The 18116-nt window shown below is 61.7% G+C and carries 23 protein-coding genes; 16 read left to right on the top strand and 7 right to left on the bottom strand.

What is annotated here, in order from left to right; all coding sequences use genetic code 11:
• Positions 1-8: 8 nt before the first annotated feature.
• Positions 9-269, bottom strand: a complete 261-nt coding sequence (locus NLM31_RS30645) for a hypothetical protein (protein WP_254132878.1) — start codon at positions 267-269, stop codon at positions 9-11.
• A gap of 243 nt (positions 270-512) precedes the next feature.
• Here NLM31_RS30645 and rocF point away from each other — a divergent pair, with 243 nt between their 5' ends.
• From rocF to NLM31_RS30625, 4 genes are all read left to right on the top strand, one after another.
• Entirely contained in the window at positions 513-1490 is a 978-nt protein-coding gene (gene rocF, locus NLM31_RS30640; RefSeq protein WP_254194729.1) for an arginase, read from the top strand.
• A 160-nt stretch (positions 1491-1650) separates the two neighbouring features.
• A complete protein-coding gene (soxC, locus tag NLM31_RS30635) occupies positions 1651-2922 on the top strand; it encodes a sulfite dehydrogenase (RefSeq protein WP_254194728.1) in 1272 nt (423 codons plus the stop codon).
• Positions 2909-3445, top strand: a complete 537-nt coding sequence (locus NLM31_RS30630) for a c-type cytochrome (RefSeq protein ID WP_254194727.1) — start codon at positions 2909-2911, stop codon at positions 3443-3445. The genes soxC and NLM31_RS30630 overlap by 14 nt, the downstream gene beginning before the upstream one ends.
• A 114-nt stretch (positions 3446-3559) precedes the next feature.
• Positions 3560-3844: a hypothetical protein gene (locus tag NLM31_RS30625; RefSeq protein ID WP_375167558.1), complete on the top strand. Its 285-nt coding sequence runs from the start codon at positions 3560-3562 to the stop codon at positions 3842-3844.
• Between the two features lie 3 nt (positions 3845-3847).
• Here NLM31_RS30625 and NLM31_RS30620 read toward each other — a convergent pair whose 3' ends face one another.
• A complete protein-coding gene (locus tag NLM31_RS30620) occupies positions 3848-5062 on the bottom strand; it encodes a mandelate racemase/muconate lactonizing enzyme family protein (protein ID WP_254194726.1) in 1215 nt (404 codons plus the stop codon).
• Positions 5063-5234: 172 nt separating this feature from the next.
• Between NLM31_RS30620 and NLM31_RS30615 the strand changes: the two genes are divergently transcribed.
• A complete protein-coding gene (locus NLM31_RS30615; RefSeq protein WP_254194725.1) occupies positions 5235-5420 on the top strand; it encodes a hypothetical protein in 186 nt (61 codons plus the stop codon).
• A 138-nt stretch (positions 5421-5558) separates the two neighbouring features.
• Here the strand turns inward: NLM31_RS30615 and NLM31_RS30610 are convergent, their stop codons facing one another.
• The gene (locus tag NLM31_RS30610; protein WP_254194724.1) at positions 5559-6806 is read right to left on the bottom strand and encodes an NRAMP family divalent metal transporter; all 1248 of its coding nucleotides are present in this window, start codon (positions 6804-6806) and stop codon (positions 5559-5561) included.
• 267 nt (positions 6807-7073) lie between these two features.
• On the opposite strand from NLM31_RS30610, the gene NLM31_RS30605 reads away from it, so the two are divergent.
• On the top strand, positions 7074-7742 hold the full coding sequence (locus tag NLM31_RS30605; protein ID WP_254194723.1) for a phytanoyl-CoA dioxygenase family protein: 669 nt from the start codon (positions 7074-7076) through the stop codon (positions 7740-7742).
• 17 nt (positions 7743-7759) lie between these two features.
• Here NLM31_RS30605 and NLM31_RS30600 read toward each other — a convergent pair whose 3' ends face one another.
• On the bottom strand, positions 7760-8491 hold the full coding sequence (locus NLM31_RS30600) for a Crp/Fnr family transcriptional regulator (RefSeq protein WP_254194722.1): 732 nt from the start codon (positions 8489-8491) through the stop codon (positions 7760-7762).
• 278 nt (positions 8492-8769) lie between these two features.
• Here NLM31_RS30600 and NLM31_RS30595 point away from each other — a divergent pair, with 278 nt between their 5' ends.
• A complete protein-coding gene (locus NLM31_RS30595) occupies positions 8770-8943 on the top strand; it encodes a DUF3606 domain-containing protein (protein ID WP_254194721.1) in 174 nt (57 codons plus the stop codon).
• 72 nt (positions 8944-9015) lie between these two features.
• Here the strand turns inward: NLM31_RS30595 and NLM31_RS30590 are convergent, their stop codons facing one another.
• Positions 9016-9201: a hypothetical protein gene (locus tag NLM31_RS30590; RefSeq protein WP_254194720.1), complete on the bottom strand. Its 186-nt coding sequence runs from the start codon at positions 9199-9201 to the stop codon at positions 9016-9018.
• Positions 9202-9417: 216 nt separating this feature from the next.
• Between NLM31_RS30590 and NLM31_RS30585 the strand changes: the two genes are divergently transcribed.
• From NLM31_RS30585 to NLM31_RS30570, 4 genes are all read left to right on the top strand, one after another.
• Positions 9418-9678, top strand: coding sequence for a hypothetical protein (locus tag NLM31_RS30585; protein WP_254194719.1), 261 nt, complete (start codon positions 9418-9420; stop codon positions 9676-9678).
• Positions 9679-9921: 243 nt separating this feature from the next.
• On the top strand, positions 9922-10170 hold the full coding sequence (locus tag NLM31_RS30580) for a hypothetical protein (protein WP_254132869.1): 249 nt from the start codon (positions 9922-9924) through the stop codon (positions 10168-10170).
• A 112-nt stretch (positions 10171-10282) separates the two neighbouring features.
• A complete protein-coding gene (locus tag NLM31_RS30575; protein WP_254132868.1) occupies positions 10283-10531 on the top strand; it encodes a hypothetical protein in 249 nt (82 codons plus the stop codon).
• A gap of 330 nt (positions 10532-10861) precedes the next feature.
• Positions 10862-11254 carry a VOC family protein gene (locus NLM31_RS30570; RefSeq protein ID WP_254194718.1) on the top strand — a complete coding sequence of 131 codons (393 nt, stop codon included), beginning with the start codon at positions 10862-10864 and terminating at the stop codon, positions 11252-11254.
• On the opposite strand, the gene NLM31_RS30565 is transcribed toward NLM31_RS30570, so the two are convergent.
• On the bottom strand, positions 11251-11448 hold the full coding sequence (locus NLM31_RS30565; RefSeq protein WP_254194717.1) for a hypothetical protein: 198 nt from the start codon (positions 11446-11448) through the stop codon (positions 11251-11253). The genes NLM31_RS30570 and NLM31_RS30565 overlap by 4 nt on opposite strands.
• 245 nt (positions 11449-11693) lie before the next feature.
• Between NLM31_RS30565 and NLM31_RS30560 the strand changes: the two genes are divergently transcribed.
• Positions 11694-11861 carry a hypothetical protein gene (locus NLM31_RS30560; RefSeq protein ID WP_254132865.1) on the top strand — a complete coding sequence of 56 codons (168 nt, stop codon included), beginning with the start codon at positions 11694-11696 and terminating at the stop codon, positions 11859-11861.
• Positions 11862-12360: 499 nt separating this feature from the next.
• On the opposite strand, the gene NLM31_RS30555 is transcribed toward NLM31_RS30560, so the two are convergent.
• Complete coding sequence (locus NLM31_RS30555) at positions 12361-12615, bottom strand: DUF3551 domain-containing protein (RefSeq protein WP_256561816.1); 255 nt, start codon at positions 12613-12615, stop codon at positions 12361-12363.
• 695 nt (positions 12616-13310) lie between these two features.
• On the opposite strand from NLM31_RS30555, the gene NLM31_RS30550 reads away from it, so the two are divergent.
• The 4 genes from NLM31_RS30550 to NLM31_RS30535 all read left to right on the top strand — a co-directional run bounded on the left by NLM31_RS30550 (position 13311) and on the right by NLM31_RS30535 (position 17941).
• On the top strand, positions 13311-13661 hold the full coding sequence (locus NLM31_RS30550) for a hypothetical protein (protein WP_254194716.1): 351 nt from the start codon (positions 13311-13313) through the stop codon (positions 13659-13661).
• Positions 13662-13990: 329 nt separating this feature from the next.
• Positions 13991-15634, top strand: coding sequence for a hypothetical protein (locus tag NLM31_RS30545; RefSeq protein ID WP_254194715.1), 1644 nt, complete (start codon positions 13991-13993; stop codon positions 15632-15634).
• A 13-nt stretch (positions 15635-15647) separates the two neighbouring features.
• On the top strand, positions 15648-16733 hold the full coding sequence (locus tag NLM31_RS30540) for a glycosyltransferase family 2 protein (RefSeq protein ID WP_254194714.1): 1086 nt from the start codon (positions 15648-15650) through the stop codon (positions 16731-16733).
• Complete coding sequence (locus NLM31_RS30535) at positions 16730-17941, top strand: hypothetical protein (protein WP_254194713.1); 1212 nt, start codon at positions 16730-16732, stop codon at positions 17939-17941. The genes NLM31_RS30540 and NLM31_RS30535 overlap by 4 nt, the downstream gene beginning before the upstream one ends.
• The last annotated feature ends 175 nt before the right edge of the window (positions 17942-18116 follow it).

Here is an 18116-nt window from a genome sequence, read left to right as displayed (position 1 = left end):
TTTTGATCCTAGCGCCGGCGCGCAACCGCCACGCCAAAGAGGAACGCGACAAACAGGCTGGCTAAGGGGGCTTCGCGCGTGATCGCCGCGACTGTCGCGAGCGGCCGTCCGGGCTTTCGCGCTTCATCGATCGCGTAGGTGAGGCGATCGACGGCGGCACGCAAACCTCCTGCAACCTCGCCGATGGTGTGGGACACGTCGGTCGCCGCATCGATGGCGCGCTCGGCCATGCCTGGCTGAGGATTGGGCTGCGGAATGTCCGTGCTCAAGTACGATCTCCAGACCTGACGACGAAACTGAGGCCGGCACCTTTGGCTATCCGCGCGTGCGCTCGTTTTGAACAGCGGGCCCGAAGACCTTTGGCTATCCGCGACAGGCGCCGTTTTGAACGGCGGGTGCCGGCCTTGCAGGGACAATGCGGCGGGCGGGAATTTGTTCCGGCTCCCCCCGTGAAACGACGGATGCGAATCTCTGCTACGCTAGTGCAGCCTTGCTGATCTCAGGAGATTGCCGTGACCGATCGAACCAGCACGGATCGAGCCCGGCGCATCGCGTTGCTGGGCGCGCCCATCGATATGGGCGCTTCACAGCGCGGCACCTTGATGGGTCCTGCGGCGCTGCGGACTGCGGGCCTTGCAACGCTGCTTGAAAGCCTGGATTTCGAGGTCGTCGATTACGGCGATCTCTCCGTGGCCGAGGTCGGGGATCTCGCGGACAGGCCGCCGGAGAAGGCCAATCACTATCGCGAGATCCAGCGCTGGACGCGTACACTCAGTCGTCGCGGTTATGAGATTGCGCAAACCGGTGCCCTGCCGATCTTTCTCGGGGGCGATCACACGCTGTCGATGGGGTCGGTCAATGCCATGGCCCGATATTGGCAGGAGCGCGGCCGTGAACTGTTCGTGCTCTGGCTCGACGCCCATGCCGATTACAATACGCCGGAGACGACGATCACAGCCAATATGCATGGAATGTCGGCGGCGTTCCTGTGCGGTGAGGCCGGGCTCGACGGCCTGCTCGGCGACGATCCGCGCGCCTCGATTGATCCGGATCGGCTCGACCTGTTCGGTGCGCGTTCAATCGACAAGCTCGAAAAGGAGCTGATGCGTGCACGCCGGATCAGGGTTGTCGATATGCGCCAGATCGACGAGTTCGGCGTCGCAGTGCTGATCCGGCGCGTCATCGAACGCGTCAAGGCGAGCAACGGCGTGCTGCATGTCAGCTTCGATGTCGATTTTCTCGACCCTTGCGTCGCACCGGGGGTCGGCACCACGGTGCCGGGAGGGGCAACCTATCGCGAGGCGCATCTGATCATGGAGTTGCTGCACGATTCCGGCGTGGTGGGATCGGTCGACATCGTCGAGCTCAATCCGTTTCTGGACGAGCGTGGCCGCACGGCACGCACCGCGGTCGAACTGATCGGCAGCCTGTTCGGCCAGCAGATCACAGATCGGCCGACCCCCAGTAACGCAATCGCGCCCGGTGAGTGACGCGCGAGCCGTTTGTGCATCGCAAAGAATGGAACTGCTGTCGTAGCTGGCGGATTTAGGTCAGTCCCGATCGAAATCGCCTGTTTTTGAAATGCACGCGAATTGCAAATGCGCGTCGCGAAAGGTTTCATGCGGGCCGAGCTTCATCCGAGGGTCCGCTATGAGCAGCACGATCGACACAAGCGACAAATCCGCAACGACCACACGTCGTCGCTTCCTGAAAGGGAGTGGTGCCGTGGCTGGTGGCGTTGTCCTGGGAGCCGGTGCATCAGCCGCCGCGGAGAGCGAAAATCTTCCGCCCAACGTTCCGGATTGGATGAAAGCGCCGGGTGAGCCGATGGGCAGCCAGCCCTACGGAGCCCCGTCACCCTTCGAGAAGGGCGTCGTCAAGAACATCTCGAAGAGCCTCAAACAGTACATCTCCGCGTCCGGCCGGACGCCGCTGCAGGAACTCGACGGCATTATCACGCCGAACGGCCTGTTCTACGAGCGTCATCACGGCGGTGTTCCCACCATCGACCCGGCGCAGCACCGACTGATGCTGCACGGCCTCGTCGAAAGGCCTTTGATCTTCACCATGGACGATCTGCGGCGCTTCCCGTCGGAGTCGCGCATCCACTTTCTCGAATGCTCCGGCAATCCCGGTTACACCAAGCCTTACGGCAAGACTGCGTCAGACCTCGTCGGCCTGCTGAGCTGTGCCGAATGGACCGGTGTCAGCCTGAAGCTGGTGCTCCAGGAGGCCGGGCTGAAGCCGGAAGCCAAATGGATCATCGCAGAAGGTGCGGACGCCGCCGCGCTGACCCGCAGCATTCCGATTGAGAAGTGTCTTGAGGATGCCATGCTCGTCTATAGCCAGAACGGCGAGCGGCTTCGCCCGCAGCAGGGCTATCCGTTGCGGCTGCTCCTGCCGGGTTTTGAAGGCAATATGAATGTGAAGTGGTTGAGGCGCCTGCACGTGACGGCCGAGCCCGCTTATTCGCGCGAGGAGACCTCAAAGTACACCGATCTCCTACCAGATGGTACGGCACGTGAGTTTTCCTTCTACATGGAAGCGAAGTCCATCATCACGCGTCCCTCGGGCAGTCAGCGTCTCAACGCACCCGGCTTCCACGAAATCACCGGCATCGCCTGGAGCGGCCATGGCAAGATCATGCGGGTCGAGGTATCCGTCGATGATGGGAAGAGCTGGCAAGACGCGCAATTGCAAGAGCCGGTGCTGACCCGAGCCCTCACGCGCTTCCGCCTGCCATGGCAATGGGACGGCAAGCCCGCGGTGATCCAGAGCCGTGCGATCGACGAGACCGGCTATGTGCAGCCGACGCTCGCCGAGCTGCTTGCGGTGCGTGGCGAGAATTATTTCTACCACAACAACGCGATCTGGCCCTGGCGTGTCGCTGCCGACGGGGAGGTGACCAATGCGCTGGCGTGAGATCTGCGGCGTCGTCCTCGCAATGTTGCTCGGCGCTTCGGCGAGCGCCGCGCGGGCGCAAAGTTATGGCATCGGGCGGCCGGCGACGGCGGCCGAGATCGCGGGCTGGAATATCGATGTCGGGCGTGATGGCAGCAATCTTCCGACAGGGAGCGGTTCGGTCAATCATGGGCGCGAGGTGTTCGCCCAGCAATGTGCGTCATGCCATGGCGACAAGGGCGAGGGTGGCATCGGCGATCGCCTTGTCGGCGGGCAGGGCACAATCGCGACCGCCAAGGCTATCCGCACTGTCGGAAGCTTCTGGCCTTATGCGCCGACCTTGTTCGACTACATCCGTCGCGCCATGCCGCAGAATGCGCCGCAGTCGCTGAGCAATGAAGATGTGTACGCAGTGTCAGCCTACATCCTAAACTTGAATGGATTGGTCGGCGCGGATGCGACGCTCGATGCCAAATCGCTCGCGGCGATCAAAATGCCAAACCGAGACAGGTTCGTCGGTGACGCGCGCCCCGACGTAAAGTGAACGAAGCGAGACGGTCGAGTTCCGGGGATTGGCTTGGAACTTGCTTAAGTCTGGCGCGGAACTCGTGGGCCGCATTTGAATTAACCTGCGAGAGGAAAAATGATGGGTCTTTCGATGACAACTGGCCGCTTCGCAAACTCCATGTCCTCAGCGCTTCGCCATCCCGGCGTGATCGCGATGATTGTGGCCGCCTTGACGATTGCTGCGATGTTGGTCGTCGACCATGGGCCGTGGAGCCGTGCCAAGACTCAGCCGGCTCATGTCGCAATGTATGCGAACACGGGTGAAGCCGCTCATGCGGCAGGCGCCAAGGTGCTTCCGACCGAACCAAAATCGCCGGTCGAGCCGGAACGGCCGGGGCCCAAGACGTCCCCGACCGTCAATCCTGTAACGCCGTGAGCGTCAGCTCTTGCGGCCGTAGCTGAGGAGCCCGCCTGTCGTCTTTGGCGGATGGGCGCGCAAGGCTTCCTCATTCGGCTCGGTACCCCAGCCCGGACGGTCCGGAATGATCAGGTGACCGTTCTGGATCTCCGGCTCATGCGTGAATAGCTCGCGGTCCCAGGCGAGGCGGTCGATGTCGATCTCCATGATGCGCAGGTTCGGCACCGCCGCGCAGAAATGCGCGTTCATCATCGAGCAGAGATGGCCGTAGAAATTATGCGGCGCGACGTTGACCTCAAAGGCTTCCGCGGCTGAGGCGATTTTCATCGATTGCCACACACCGTTCCAGGGTGTGTCGATGATCGCCACGTCCATCGCCTGCTCGTGGAAATAGGGCAGGAATTCGCGCAGGCCCAATAGCGTCTCGCAGGACGAGATCGGATGCGGACTCTGCCCGCGAATATAGCCGAGGGCTTGCGGGTTGAAGCTGTCGATCTCGATCCAGAACATGTCGAGGTCGGCGATCGTGCGCAGGATCTTCAAATAGCCTTCGGTCTTGGCGTTGAAGTTGCAGTCCAGCAAGATGTCGACGTCGGGGCCCGCGCCGTCGCGGATCGCTTCCAGATGCGTACGCAAATCGCGCAGGATCTTGCGGTCGACATTGATCTCGGGTGCAAAGGGCGAGCCGAAGCCGGGCCGCCAGCCGGTCGGTTTGCCGTCGTCATAGGAGAAGATGTTGGTCTTGAGCGCGGTGAACCTCTTCTCGCGCACCTCGCGGCCCATCGCCTTGACGCCGTCGAGATTTTCGATCGGCGGCTTGTACCAGGACGGATGATTGATCCGCCAGGTCGCGCAATGCGACCAATAGACTCGAACACGGTCGCGGATCTTGCCGCCAAGGAGTTCGTAGCAGGGGACGCCCAGGCATTTCGCTTTGGCATCGAGCAATGCATTCTCGATGGCGCCGAGCGCTTGCGCCACGACACCGCCGGCCGCGGGGCGGGTGGCGGCAAACAGTTCGGCGAAGATGCGCTCGTGCTGAAAGACATTCTGGCCGATGACGCGGGCGGACAGGCGTTGGATCGCAGCGCCCACGCCAGGCGAGCCAAAGCCTTCGTCGAACTCGCTCCAGCCGACGATGCCGTCTTCCGTCGTCACCTTGACGAAGTGGTAGTTTCTCCAGCCGGCGTCGCAAGCGAGGATTTCGAGACTTATTGCTTTTGATGATTTTGTCATGTCGCTCCCTGTCGCCCGGCCGGGCGTTGTTGGTTTTGTGGTCCGGGCGCAAGCTCGGGCCCAGCCACAATTGTTAGGCTAACGACCGACGGCCGTGAAGCCTGCAAGCGCTTGGCCGGGTGTCGTTTTTCGGCGGTGTGGCGGAAAGCCCGGGGATTCCGGGTGATCATGAATGTTTCTCTGGATCGTCCCGAAATTGCGCCAAGCCCAGACGTTTTTGGCCACAATCGGAACCGATCAAGGGGGCATGCAGTTCTTGGCCATGATTTCGGTTCTGGCGCTCCTCACGATCAGCGGAGCTGCCGTTTCCGATCGGTTGCTGACAGCCGATCAGCACGTCGCGCAAGGGGTGGAGTAGCGCGCACGTGCGAGGGCGCCTTGTCTTGGGGGAGACAACAATGCTTTCGGTCGACCAGTTCTTGCGGTTCATCAGCGTGCCGGCCGTGTTCGCGGCCTTCGTCATCGCGTCGCAGATTTCGGCGGCGCTGTCGCCGCTCTAACCGATCGCGGACGAGCCGAGCAGGGCGAGGACGGCCAGCGCCATCAGCGCGGTGCCGAGCCAACCGAGCGCGATGAGCCAGGAGCGGGCCTTGAACCGCCCCATGATGGCTCCGTTCGACACGATCAACATCATCATGGCCATGATCGGGACGGCGACGATGCCGTTGAGCACGGCGCTCCACACCAGCATGTGGATTGCGCTGATGCCGGTAAAGCCGAGGCCGAAGCCGATCACGGTCGCGGCTGCGATGATGGTGTAGAAGCCCACCGCCTTCTCCGGCTTTGCCTCCAGCGTGGCACGCCAGCCGAAGATCTCCGCAACGCCGTAAGCCGCCGAGCCCGCGAGCACCGGGATCGCCAGCAGGCCCGTGCCGATGATGCCGAGCGCGAACAGCGCGAAGGTGAAGTTGCCGGCGAGCGGCCGCAGCGCCTCGGCCGCCTCCGTTGCCGAATTGATGTTGGTGACGCCGTTGGCGTTCAGCACCGAAGCCGTGGTCAGGATGATGAAAAAGGCGATGCCGTTCGACAGCAGCATGCCGACGGTGGTGTCGGCCCTGATGCGCGCGATCTCGGGATCGCCGCCGCTCGGCAGGTCGCGCAGCGGCTTGTCGCGCGTGCCCTGGTTCATCTCCTCGACCTCCTGGGAGGCCTGCCAGAAGAAGAGATAGGGGCTGATGGTGGTGCCGAGGACCGCGACCACCATCATGAGATAATCGGCGTTGACGGTCGCCTTCGGCCACACCGTGGCAAGCAGCGCCGTGCTCCACGGGATGTTCACGGTGAAGGCGGTGGCGACATAGGCGAACAGCGTCAGCGTCAGGAATTTCAGCACCGGCGAATAGCGTCGATAGGGCACGAACACCTGGAGCAGGGTCGATCCGGCCGCGAAGATCAGCGCGTGCTCGTGATTGAGCCCGCCGATGACCAGCGAAAGCGCCTCCGCCATCGCCGCGATGTCGGCGGCGATGTTGAAGGTGTTGGCGACGACGAGCAGCGCCACGAGCCCCATCACGATCCAGCGCGGTGCGAGCTGCAGGACGTTGGCGGCCAACCCCTTGCCGGTGACCCGGCCGATCTGCGCGCTGACGAGCTGGATCGCGATCATGAACGGCAGGGTCAGGAATATCGTCCAGAGCAGCCCGTAGCCGAATTGAGCGCCGGCCTGCGAATAGGTGGCGATGCCCGACGGATCGTCGTCGGCCGCGCCGGTGATGAGGCCGGGACCGAGCCGCTGCAGCAGCATCGGAGCGGACTTCGCCGGCGCGTCGGTGCGCTCGTGCTTGGTGGGGCGATGTTGCGATCGGTTCGACAGGGCTGACCTTCCGGAAATTGCGAATTCAAGGCCTAAGCGCGATCATAGCCGGAAAGTTCCTGGGCGGGCCAGCGACATGCCGTGGCCGTGGCCGCTCTCCGACGGCGATCCAGCTCCGCTTCAAGACAAGGCAGTGACCTCGCAGGCGGCAGGGCGCGACGCCCTTGCGAAAAACACGCTGAGATTGTACGGAGCATCATGAGCCATGGCCCGACGCCGACCAAGGTTGCCCCGCTCGCTCCGGACCAGGCGCTGACGCTTGGTCGCGACGGTTATCTCCTGCTCCGCGGTGCGGTGCCCGAAGCCTGGCGCGAGGCGCTGCGGGCTGCGTTCGATGCGGGGGTGGGGACCGGCGATCAATGGGCGGTGCCCCGCGGCGCCGGCTGGCGCCACGCGCTGGTCGATCTGGATCCGACGGTGCAGCAGACCTGCCGTCTGGCGCCGCTGCTGGCGGCGGGGGCCGCGCTGCTGGCCGGCCCGTTCTTTCTCGCCCAGGTCGAGGGGCGTGAGCCGCGAAAGGACGGTGGCCATCAGCCTCTGCACCGCGATGGTGTCGGCAGCAACGCCGTCGCCGCTCTCGTTTTCCTCGACGCTTACGGGCCGGAGAACGGCGCCACGCGCGTCGTGCCGCGCCATCTTGATCGCAGCGAGCCGGATGAGTCCTCGTCGTTGATCCTTGCGGGCGAGGCGGGAGACATCCTGGTGTTCGACGCCGACCTGCCGCACGGCGCGACGCTGAACCGCTCCGGCGCGCGGCGGCGTTCTCTGCTGCTGAGCTTCATGCCGGAGCGCATGCGCGAGGCACACGAGTCCTGCCGCGCCCTTCGCAATGTGCGCATGGACACGTCCGAGGTGTTTATTCCCTAGGGGCGCAGCCGGCCGGTCTAGGACGACGGCGACAGATGCAGATAGCGGCCGTCGAACTGGGCGAGCTCCTGCAGCTTGTGCTCGTTGAGAATCCGCACCGTGCCGCGCTGAAGCTCCAGAACGCCGTCGATGCGCAGCTCGCGCAGGATGCGGTTGGTGTGAACGCTGGTCACGCCCATGGCTTCGCCGAACTGCTCCTGCGTCAGCGGGATTGCGAAGGTGTTGTCGATCACGCGGCCGATCAGGCGCAACCGCTCGCGCAACTCGACGATCAGATGCGCAAGCCGGCTGTGGGTCGAGCGCTGGCCCACATTGACGATCCATTCCCGGGACACCGCGGCATCCACCAGCGTGTCGCGCCAGAACATGACGCCGACGCCGGGCCGCGCGCCAATGAGGTCGTTCAGCGCCTTGTGGGCGATGAAGGCCAGCGTGCAGTCGGATAGCGCGATCAGATCATGGTCGGCGGTCGGAAAGTGCAGGTTTTGCAGGTTGGGCAGGTCGCCGGGAATGTGGATCGACAGGATCTGGCGCCTTCCGTCCGCGATGGTCTTGGAGCGGGCGCAGAAGCCGACGGCGATCAGGCAGCATTCGTTCGGCTGTTCGCCGTCGCGCAGCACCGTCTGGTTTTCGCGGTAGTGGCGCAGCGTGAACGGCAGCGCCGCGAAAGCTTGCAGGTCCTTGTCGTCCGCCCCGGTCGTCGTCTTCAGGCGCTGAAACAGCGGCGCCCAGATATTGTCGCTTGTCACGTCCTTCACCCCCACGCGCCTGGACGCGTGATGGCCAAAAAGCACAGACCCCGCCGTGCTGTTGACAACAAAGGTTAAGTGACGCCGGACCGGCTTCTCAACATTGTGGACGAGGGGTTAGCGAAAGGCGCAAACACAACAAATGTTAAGCGCGGCAGGCCTCGCGGTGTGCGCGACGGGACATCCCGATCCCCAGCGCGCGATGCCCCCGCGCCGCCGATCCGTTTCGGAACGGCGGGTGCCGGGTGGCGTTCTTCTGTGCGAGGGAGGACGTGGCGATGGACCATCTGACGAAGCGCGAGCAGCCGGACCGCAGCAAGATCAACATGCACGAGGCCTGGGAGGTCAAGTACTGGACCCACGCGCTCGGCGTCTCCAGGGAGAAGCTGCAGCGGGCCGTCGACAAGGTCGGAAATTCGGCCGCAGCGGTCCGCAAGGAGCTGGCGACCTGAGCCGGCCCGCCGGTCAGGCGGGGCGCAGGCGATCGCCAGGTTGCGATCACCAGCTCCGGCCGTGATGGGCGCCTACTTGATGCTGACGAACATGCCCCAGGCGGCGGCGAGCGCGGCACCGGTGAAGACGACCACCGGATTGTCGCAGAAGGGGCCGCCATAGCTGCACACGTTCGAGCCGAACTGGCCGAGCTCGTGATGGCTCGCGGAATAGAACAGTCCTGACAGTCCCAGCAATGCGGCGGCGACGTAATACATCGCACATCTCTCCTCGGAGCGCGTGTGTGCCAGCATGGCGCGAAGACATTTCGTTCCGCCGAATCCGCTTCCAAGCATTCGATTAAAATTTAACCCGTCCGGTAAAACCTGTGCCCGGCGATGGCTGCGATTGAACCAGCATCCTCGTCGGCGACACCAAGACTAGCGGAGCTGTGGCCAGGGCTTCTGGGCCCGGCCTGCCGAACGGATGCTTGCATGAACCCCGCGCTCGATCTCCTTTATCGCTTCGCTGCAATCGGGATCAGCATCTATTGCGCCCGCAAGGCCTGGTACGGCTATGTCGAGCGGAAGATCCTGTTCGTCAGCGATGACTGGTGGGACTGGTCGCGGTGGTCGCGGCAGGAATTTTACCGCGACACCATGCCGATCCGGTACTGGATGCAGATGGCCGGCACGGCCTTCGGCGCGCTGCTCTGCCTCGTCGGTGCGATTATCGGGTGGCAGCCGAACGTCTGACGCGCGCGTCGGCCTTGCGCGATGCGGCCGGTCCTGAGGACGAAACAGAACTGAAACATTCCTGAAACCAGATCGTCCTGAACGCCTTAGCCGTTGGGTCCGACCAACGGAGCGAAAAGGAGATCATCATGATCCAGGTCGGTTCGAAGGAAGAAGTCGCGTTGCTGCTGGCACTGTTCGGCACCCATACCCAGCCCGTCAGGAAGCCGAAGTCGAAATCGCAGCAAGGCTGAGAGACGACCCATGCCGGGCCTGGCCGATTGCCTGAGCTTTCTGCGGTTGCTGATCGCGCGAGGAGACCCGAAGGGCATTCCGCTCGCGATGAGCGCCATCGACGATTATGTCGCGATGGCGCCGGTCAGCGCGCGCAGCCGCGGCCTGCGCGCGCTCCAGCAGGACGCGCTCGAGCTGCATGTCACCTCGGTCGGCGTGCAGCGCTCATTCGCCGAGACGGTGGATGCTTACATCGAGCGGAAGCTGAAGGAGGAGTGAGAGGCTCTAGCTCTTGCTCCGGTTCCCCTCGAAGCGAGCTGGCATCGCTCTTGCTGCATGACGTCTTCATCACGGCCCGGCCCATCGAGCCGTTTCAGATTGAGGCGATCCCATGCAGTCAACGTCCCGTTTCGAAGCGACCGCGCTCCACGCTCTGATCTCGGATCTGCGCTGGCGGATCCAGATGCTCGACAGCGACATTGCCGAGGAGGAGCGCAACGCCGGCAATGCCGACCCCCGCAGTCCCACCTATTCGATGCTGGCCCAGGCCTTGCGGTCGCGCAGGGACAATCTGCGCGCCTCGATCGCCATGCTGCAGGAACGGGAAGGGCGCGCGGCGGCGATGTCGCACGCGGCGTGAGCGATTGTCGCGTCCTTAAAATCATAGTGCCTTCGCCGGGAACTTTCGGTTCCGGACGCGACTTTGTTATGTGGCCGGTCTTCCCGCCGATCGACCGGCCTGGAATGGCGGCTCCGGCGCCCGAGCCCCCCGTCCGCGCCGGGGCCGTCCGGTCGCGTTGACACGTCGGGCAAAACACCGGCACCATCGCATCATCGAAAGAGTTCGGCCCGCGTGGAGAAATCCGCTGCGGGCTTTTTTGCGCAGGCCCACGCGACGCGATAAAACGGGTTTGGGAATGGCCGGTGATTTTGCCGGTTTGACTTGAAGTGTTTGACTTGGAGTGCACGGATGAGCCCTTCCGGAGCCTTGATCGCGATCTTGCCGTGCAATGACCTCGATGCGTCAGAGCGGTTCTACAATCGGCTGGGCTTTGTGCGCCCGGACAGCGAAAGGCCGGCTCCGGGAGAGCCCGATACCTATCGCATGCTCGCGAACGCGAAGGGCGGGTATCTGCATCTGACGGACGCGGTCGAGGGATGGCTCACGCCGGGCAGGAATCCGTTCGGGCTCTATCTCTACCTCGAGGATGTCGACGCTGCCGCGCGCGAATTCCGGCAATCACCCGAAGACAAGCCGTGGGGAATGTACGAATTCGCGCTCTCCGATCCGGACGAGACGCTGGTCCGTGTCGGTTGGCCGAGCTGGCTCCGCGCACGCGCGCGGACAGACGCGAAACGCTAATCGTCCCGCGAGAGATCGCCGGGCTTCGTCGGCATGTCGAGGGTGCCGCCGTCGCCGTGAACGAGATCGCGGTCGTCGCCGTCGGTCTTGTCGGCATCCGCGATGATCGCCTCTTGCGTGTCGCGTTCGCTGTCGTTGCGCGGCTCGGGTCCCGGCATGTCGCGTGAGGTTTTTTGTGTCAGCTTTGATGTCATGGCCGATCCTTTCGGACCGGTCAACGCGGGCCGTGTGGCTTCGTTCGTTTGACACGTCGGGCAAAACACCGGCACAATGGCATCATCGGAAGAGTTTGATCAGCCTGCGCGGGACGCATCCTCCGCTGCCGTGAGGCAATTGGGTCAACAGAGCGCCGTCATAAATCCGCCATCTCCGTCGAACCTTTTTCGCGATGGCCAGTCTATCTGGGACAGGTCCTGTGAGTAGCCTGGGGAGTCTGATCATGTCGGAAAGCACGCAGCGTGATTCAGACCGGCGCAATCGCCTCCTGGAGGCAGCGCAGAAGGAATTCGCCAGGTTCGAACAGGTCGAAACCGAGTTCCGCAAGAGGGATCAGGCGGAGCGCGCGGCCGAACTTCGGCTTCCTCTGGACAGGATCAACGTCCACTAAGCTGCGCCGAAAATTTCACACTACTGTCATGGCACGTTCCTAGCATTGTCACGCGACGGGGGCCCGGCGCGCAGCTCTCCGTCCGAACCTCGGCCTAGACCACCAGACGGGCGGAGAGCTTGCTCCCCAGAACCATTCGGCTGCGTGCGGATTATGCCCGTATGAGCCGCATCTGGTATTTTGCCGCCTTTATTGTCGTCACCGGGATCGCCTTTGGCGCTTTGGTGGGCTTCGACAAGCTCATCGGCGGACCCGGGTAGGGCCGTTCGGCGGCCTGTTTCATGTCATCGGATGCTGTGCCGACAGGCCTGTTCCCGCAGGGTCTCGGATGACTTGATCGATTTTCGAGAGGGTTATTCGGGGGTAATCAAAAAGGGCCCCGGCGTCGCTTGCATGCGCCAAGGCCCCCATTCCCATTCCAACCGGTCCGCGCGCGGCATAGGACCGGTGCCCGAAGTTAAATCGATGAATCTGACGCGACGATTACAGTCGGAAGACGCTATCGATAACGCGGACCGCGCTCCGGATACGGCGGCTGCGGCACATAGGGGTTCTGCAGGCACATGGCGGAAAGACCCGAAGCGGTCGCGCGACATTCGTCCCACGTATTGTACTGGCACGTGATGTAGCTGGAGCCGCCCCACTGCCACCTCTGCAGGCACACAGGCGCATTGCCGGCAAACCGTTGCGCTGAGGCCGGAGCGGCCACAGCCATTGTGATCCCGATCAACAGGAGAGTGGGAAGCGCGCGCATGATGGTACTCCGGGGATGTGCGAATCCGTTTCAATATAGGCTTTGGCACGTCGGACAAAACACCGGCGGGATCACATCATCGGCAAGTTCGGTTCAGCCCACGTGGAGCAATCCGCCGCGGGCCTTTTTTATTGCAATCGGAAACCCTTTTTGTCCTACCGAGCTTTACGAAACAGTAGTTAAGCACGCAATCTGTTCTAACCGATGGATCTGTCGGGATCCAAACCATAGTTAGTTCGCGCGAACGCCTCGCGTCATGTATGAGACCAGATCTCGCACTTCGGCCAGAATCGTTCATTGAAGACTGGCAAGGAAAAATGGCAGCGGCACCAGTCGGCAGGCTAATAGGATTTTACGCGAAACAGAGGCCGCTCGCTGACTATATGGAAATTGCCGAAAGCTTATCAGTTGCCAAACTCTATAACATCTGGTCAGCGAATTAACTCCTTGCTTAGGCGGGCCCACTTTCTGCGGCCTCAAATAGCTACCTCTCGCTTCCTGCCCATACGCGACGGTTATCGCAGGCGGCGGAACAAGGCGGAATTCGCTTCTTGTCCTAAAGTTGCGCAGGTTCGGCCGACTAGGTCGAGCGCCTGGACTCCATTTGGAAAACATTGCTCAGATCGCAGCCGCTCTGTACGATTTCTAAAATTCGAAACTGGGGGCAGCCTTGGAAAGAGACGAACTCGAACACCTTGCCGGCCGCCCGTTGCATCCAGGCCATCTGCGATCTCGCCGATCAATTCTATCCGTCGTTCCGAAGGACTACCTCGCGCAACGACACGACTACTGGTCATGACGGCGTTTTCGCTATCGAGGAAAGCCACGTCAAAACGTACTTCGCCCGCTTCGCACCGCAGACGCTGCGATACAACCGTACCCACACCGGAATTACTGGTGCTCCATTCAACTTCGGCAATGCCAAGGGGATGACGTTCGATCGTACGCTAATTTATCCGCACCGGCCGCTGAGCAAGCAACCTTATCGAAGAGAAAGCGTGTTAATCTATCGAGCGCACTCGTGGATAAATGTTGGTCAGAGCTGAGTCTCGATAAGGCCCGATTATCGTGAGCTTGCCAGAGATTTGGCGAGGCATCGCCGCCATCGAAACGCGGCGTCGGCGAGAGTCAAACTATCGATCCTATGGCTTGCGTGCGCCAGCAAGCCACGGCGGGTCGTGGGTGTGGAGATGTCGCTAGATGGTCCGCGCAGATTCGATTGTGGGGGAGCTACTCCGACATAGCGGCGCTGACGTCGGATCTCGCGGCGCGAAGGCCTGCCAGTAATCGCTACCTCGAAAGTCCAAACGATGTTGCTGGTGCGACTTGCAAGTGTGCAACCCGTCGGGTAGGACCAATTATAGGCTGAAGGACGTTGCAGAATATTTCTATAAAATCAATGGTTGAGCGGCTGCTTTTTCCGGAAGGTCGCGCTCGTCAGTTGTTCGCAGTTGCAATATTGGCCTGCGCCTTTTCTCTATCGCTCACCGGCAGGCAAGTGACGGAGGCGGACTGGGGGCTGATCGACGATCATGAAGTCTTCACCTACCTGGGACCCGATCTCCGGCTGCCATTCGGCGAGATATGGGAAACGCTGATCACTAAGACCGAAGTTGGTCAGCTGCAGGGCCGGTTTCGTCCAAGCTTCTACTTCTTGAAGGTTGCGGAAACCTCGCTTCTCGGAGCGGACGTTCATCTCTGGTATCTGGTTAACAGCATTTGCTTCGCTATCTTCTTGGCTTCGATCTGCTGGGGACTTTCGCGCTTCGTCGGCCTGTGGCTCAGCGGCGCCCTGACGGCGGCCATAGCACTGCTGCCCATGTGGGCCGATGTCTGGTCTCGGCTGGGACCGTCCGAGATATTTGGCGCGGCCTGCCTTGGGCTGATGCTGTTCTCAGCCGATGCCATCCTTTTTGCCGAGCGACAACCGGTAAGGCTCTGTGCAGCCGCGGCGCTCACTATGTTCGCCATCATTCTCTCCGGTCTCAAGGAAACCTTCCTGCCGATTGCCGCCGGACTGCCGGCTTTTGTCCTTGGCTATGCGGTCATTGGCCGGCGGATGTCCCTGTTTTTTGTCGCTGTGCTCGGCTTGCTGCTCGTGGCCTGTATCCTCGCCATCGGCCTTGTCATCCTTCGCGAGTTGCGCTCGGCAGGTGCCGACTATTATGGCCACTCCGCCGGAGCTGTCGTCACGTTACGGTACGCGGCGCTCGGCTTGCTAGACGGCTTGGCGCGCACTTGGTGGGTGTGGCTCCTGCCGATCGTTGTGCTTCAATTGCTTAGGGTCATACCGACCCGCACCTGGAAGGAGCGGGTTTTGGAGTCGGCGCCGGCATTCGCCGCCTATGCCTTCGTGATCGCCATGTACGCCGCCCAGTGCGGGCTTTATCGCATGCTATTCCCGCACAACAACCGCTATGACTTTCCGGCAATGCTGCTGATCCCGCTCACGGCATGCATCCTGATTGCCGAGATTGCATCTAGAGTCGGGCTTCGCTACCCGAAGCGAACCGTGGATCATGCGCTGTGCGCCGCCGCGTTCTTCGTCATTTTCTTCCTGGTGACGAGCCATCTCGGCCGGCCGCCAGCGCTGGCGGCGGCCGTTAGACGAAATATCGAAACGACCAGGACGTTTTTTATCGAGTTGCAAAGGCTTGCGCAGCTCGCGAGGGCGACGCCCGACCGGCCCATCATCATCGAGGCCGGAGGACCGATCGCCTATGAAGGAGTCCACTCGCTCCCGCAATTTTTGACAGCCTTAGGCGTGAAGAATACGATTTCCGTCCGCTACCATCCGGATGAGCACTCACTCGGCCCTTATCTCGAAAGCCTTCAGCAGCAGCTGACAGACATGGAGACGGCACGGGCCAATCCCTTCACGCCTCTGGCCGAGGCATGGGCGAAACATGTCGGAGGCTGCTTCAGCGTCGGACTTTATACCCGTCCTGACCCTGCCTGTGTGGGCTTTCGGATCAGCAACGGTCTCGACCCGGCGGCCACCTCCCGTTCAGCCCCCTAAGGCATTGTCCCCCATGACACACGCATCGGTCGCTAGTTCTTCTGACGCTTCGGCTCCGCCGTTTTTATCGATCGTTGTGCCCTGCTTCAACGAGCAGGAAGGTGTCGCTCATCTCGTCGAGCGTTGCCGCGTTAGCGCTGCGGCCATCTTCGGCGATAGCTACGAAATTATCCTCATCGACGACGGGTCGACCGACAACACATGGGACATGATTCACGGCGAGATTGCCAAGTGTGGCGCGGTTACCGGTATCCGGCTATCGCGGAATTTCGGGCATCAAATCGCACTCACCGCAGGCCTTGCCGCGGTGAGTGGCAGCGTGGTCCTTGTCATTGACGCCGACCTGCAGGACCCGCCGGAGCTGATCGGACCGATGCTTGAGCGTATGCGAGAAACCCGCGCAGATGTGGTTTACGGCCAAAGGCGCAGCCGTGCCGGGGAGGGGTGGTTCAAGAAAAAGTCCGCAACCTTGTTTTATCGCCTGCTGGAGCGTACCACCGACATCATCATACCGCGCGATACTGGCGACTTCCGGCTGATGTCCCGCCGAGTCGCCGACCTCATTGCAAGGATGCCCGAGCGGGACCGGTTCATCCGCGGCATGGTCGCTTCGCTGGGCTTCAGACAAGTGGCGTTTGTCTATGACCGGCAGGAACGCTTCGCCGGCAGGACCAAATACCCGTTCCGCAAGATGGTCGCCTTTGCGACCGATGCCTTCCTTGGCTATTCCATGGTGCTGCTGCGGTTCTCGTCACTGGCTGCGCTCGGCATGTTTCTCGTTCTCCTGATCGTAGCCGGCTATTCCCTCTATTCCTGGATGTATCTTGAAGTCGTGCCGGGCTGGACCAGCCTAATGATCTCGACCATTTTGGCCTCGCTTTTCCAGCTCGTTTCGCTCAGCATTATCGGCGAATATGTCGGCAGGATTTATCTAAGCAGCAAGGAAAGGCCTCTGTTTGTTGTTGATGCGATCGAAACGAGCGAGCACGATGGCGCAGCGTCAGGAAAGCCTGTCCCCTTTAGCCCGCAATCCCGAACTCCCCAGGGCCCGTCAGACCTGCATGGGCTTTTCCTCACCAAGCGGGACCTATTACCTTGACCCCACCTGAAGGCTTTCTGCGAATCGGCAAGGTTGTCGGAATCCTCGTCTGTGCGGCGATCCTTGCGAGCCACCTAATCTCGATGTCGCGATGGTCCGAGGACCGGGGCGTCAACGACGATATATGCTACCTGCGGCAGGCGCATCTGTTTCAGCGCTTTGGTCTTGGCGGCCTCGATACCAACTTCGCGCGGGATGACGACGGCTATTTTCTCGCCAAGATGAAGAAGCTGCCGACCTGGTTCGAGGGTCAGGGCCCGGTCTGCCACACGCCGATGTCAGCGACGGGTAAGTTGGTCCTTCAGTACCCGCCGGGCACCGGCCTGATGCTGGCGCTATTCCCGTCTGGTCACCAGGTCGTGGCGCTTTATTCCGTTTGTACGCTGATCATCTTCCTGTTTGTCTGTGCCGCGATTTGGCTATCGCGATCGAGAGCGCAGCTGGCCCTTGCGAGCGCATTCGGTTTTGTCGCGATTTACGTGATGATCAATCCAGTCAAGGCGAGTTACTCAATCGCGCCAACCATGGTGCTTTGCGCCGCTGTCGGATTGTTGACAGCTCGGCTGTTCGCTGAAGAGCGGCAAAGGCAGAGGATGCTTCTCATTCCGATCATAGGCCTTTTGATCGGCACTGCGGTCAACATGCGGGTGCCGAACATTCTTCTGTCGGCGGGCTATTGCACCTATTTGCTCGTAGCCTTTCTTGCGACGCGCAAGGCAGCGAGGTTCTGTGAGGGAGTGCTGTTCGCTATCGCGTTCGTGATTGGCATGAGCCCGACCCTCGCGGCCAATGCCATCAACGCAGGTAGTCCCTTCTCGACCACCTATGGCGCCGGTGATGTGGTTGCTCCTTCATTAGACGGTGAGACCATTCGAGCCTATCTCGGCGACCCCCAGTCGCTCTTCGTTGTTCTTTCGCTGCTTTGGACGCTCGGGGTCTGGCATCAGGGTAAGAACCGTCTTGCGCTCTTGCTCGGAAGCGGGCTTGCGATCAATCTTACTTTCTTCATCACCCACCCGATATTCACCCAGTACTATACGATCCCGATCTGTGCACTGACGCTCTGGACGCTACTGTTTGCATTACTGATACCGCCCAATCGTGCCTTAAACCTTCAAGACGTCGCGCACGCCCATCTCGCCGAAGGTGATCTTGAGGGGGGGGCGTCGCGTGGGTGCGGATATGGCGGCGTACTTGGCCAAGCATGACGCCATCGAGACGCGGCGGCGGCGAGAGTCAAGTTATCAATTCCTTGGGCCTCGGAATGCGAACGAGCTCCAGTCTGTCGCGGGTGTGTGGAAATGCCTAGCGTGGACGCTGCGGCGTAGCGCGAAGACCCGCCCGGGCTCGTCGTCGTCGCTAGGTTGGACGAAGAGAACAAAA

This window comes from Bradyrhizobium sp. CCGUVB4N, from assembly GCF_024199945.1.
GTDB lineage: Bacteria > Pseudomonadota > Alphaproteobacteria > Rhizobiales > Xanthobacteraceae > Bradyrhizobium.
The sequence above is the reverse complement of the archived record's forward strand: the minus strand, read 5'-3'. Positions and strand labels throughout refer to the sequence as shown.